General features: G+C 70.6%; 1 protein-coding gene. It reads right to left on the bottom strand.

Annotated elements, in window-relative coordinates; all coding sequences use genetic code 11:
- Positions 1–381: 381 nt before the first annotated feature.
- Complete coding sequence (locus ACFV0O_RS41285; protein WP_380350173.1) at positions 382–1,842, bottom strand: UDP-N-acetylmuramoyl-L-alanyl-D-glutamate--2,6-diaminopimelate ligase; 1,461 nt, start codon at positions 1,840–1,842, stop codon at positions 382–384.
- Positions 1,843–1,975 lie beyond the last annotated feature (133 nt).

Here is a 1,975-nt window from a genome sequence, read left to right as displayed (position 1 = left end):
TTCGCCGCCCGGGAAAAGCCGCCCGGTTGCGCCCCCCAGCACGCCCGGCGCAGGCTGCCCGAGCCGGAAAGGGGAACCACCAACCCATCCGACAAACCAGGTCACACCACCCGGACACCCACCAGGACCCCTCTTCACCACTGACAAGACCCGGACACGACACCACGCACCCGACAAGCCGATCCGACAAAGGCTGCAGAAAGCCCCCCACCAGCTGCACAGCAGCAGCAGGCGACAACGGGTACAGGCGGTGGGGGGAACGGCGTTTCCACCCCCGGCTGTGCAGCAGTGGCGCACTTGGGCCGTGCCGTTGCAGACGTCGGCCTGCATGATGGTGGGGACCGGCCCGAAGACATCCATCGCCAGGGCAGTGGGTATGGCTCAGCGGTCCAGTTCGCGCACGGCCTCGATGTCGTCGAACGGTAGGGTCTGGGTCCCGATGATCTGGTAGCTCTCCGATCCCTTCCCCGCGATCAGGACGATGTCTCCGTGCGAGGCTGTAGCCAGGGCGTGTCCGATGGCCTGCCTGCGATCGGTGATCCGGTCGAAGGGGGTACCGGTAGGGATGATCCCCCGGGTGATCTGGTCGATGATCTCCTCGGGGTTCTCGCTGCGTGGGTTGTCCGAGGTGAGGACGCACAGATCCGAGTAGCGTCCGGCGATCTCGCCCATCGGCGCTCGCTTGCCTGGGTCCCGGTCACCACCGCAGCCGAAGACCGTGATCACACGACTGGTTGCGAACCCCCGGACGGTGGACAGGACGCTCTCCAGCGCGTCGGGGGAGTGTGCGTAGTCCACGATGACGGTCGCGCCGCGGCGGGTCCGGAGAGTCTGGAACCTTCCCGGGGCCGTGGGTAGGCCGTCGAGGGCGCGGGCCAGGGATGCGGGGTCGTGTCCCAGGACGGCACAGGTCGCCACGGCCGCCAGGGCGTTGGCGACGGCGAAACGACCGGGGACGGGCAACTTCACGGGGTGCTCCAGGCCGGCGTGGTGGAGGGTGAACGACGTGCCGTCGGCCGTGACGGTCACGTCCGTCGCGCGGTAGTCGGCGGCCGGGTCGTCGAGTCCGTACGTGACGGCGCCGGCCGTCACGGCGGCGATCTCACGGCCCACCGGGTCGTCCGTGTTGACCACCGCGGAGCGTGCGATGCCGCGGAAGAGCCTGAGCTTGGCGTCCTTGTACGCGGCCATGCTGCCGTGGTCGTCCAGGTGGTCCGGAGTGAGGTTGGTGAACACGCCGACGTCAGTGAAGGTGTGTGCCACCCGGTGCTGGGCCAGGGCCATGGAGGACGCCTCCATGACGACGGTGCCGGCGCCGCGCTCACGCATCTCGCGAAGCAGGTGCTGGAGGTCGACGGCCTGGGGGGTGGTCGGGGTGGTGGTGGCGATGTCGACCGGTTCGTCGCCGATCCGGTGGCCTCCGGTGCCGATCACCCCGACGCGCGTGCCCGTGGCGGCGTGCAGGAGGGCCTCGATCGCGAACGCGACCGAGGTCTTCCCGTTGGTCCCGGTGATCGCGACCACGTCCAGTTCACGGCCGGGTTCGCCGAAGTAGCGGGAGGCGACGGCTGCGGCGGCTTCCCAGGTGTCGGCAACGCGGACCGCGCAGACGCCGGGCGGCAGTTCGAGGTCCGCCCGGTCGACCAGGAGAGCGGACGCCCCGTTCGCGACGGCCTGGCCGAGGTGTTGGTGGCCATCGGTCCGGCGGCCGGGCAGGGCGATGAACAGCCGGCCCGGTCCGGCGCTACGCGAGTCGGTGGTGATGCCGCCGGTGATGTCGACCTGCGGGTCCCCCTGCAGGGTCGTGTGGTCGAGGCCGGCCAGTGCATCGATCAGTTTCACGTGGTTCTCCGATGTGAACAGAGGCTGGCGGGGGGGGGGGGGCGCGGGGGGGCGCCCCCCCCCCCCCCCCCCGCGCCCCCCGCGCGTGTTTTGAGGAGTGTGTGTGGGGGGGGGACGCGCCGCGCGGGTGACA

Origin of the sequence: Kitasatospora sp. NPDC059577, assembly GCF_042735475.1 — a bacterium.
In the GTDB taxonomy this organism is placed as follows: domain Bacteria; phylum Actinomycetota; class Actinomycetes; order Streptomycetales; family Streptomycetaceae; genus Kitasatospora.
This window is presented reverse-complemented; position numbering and strand designations above follow the sequence as displayed.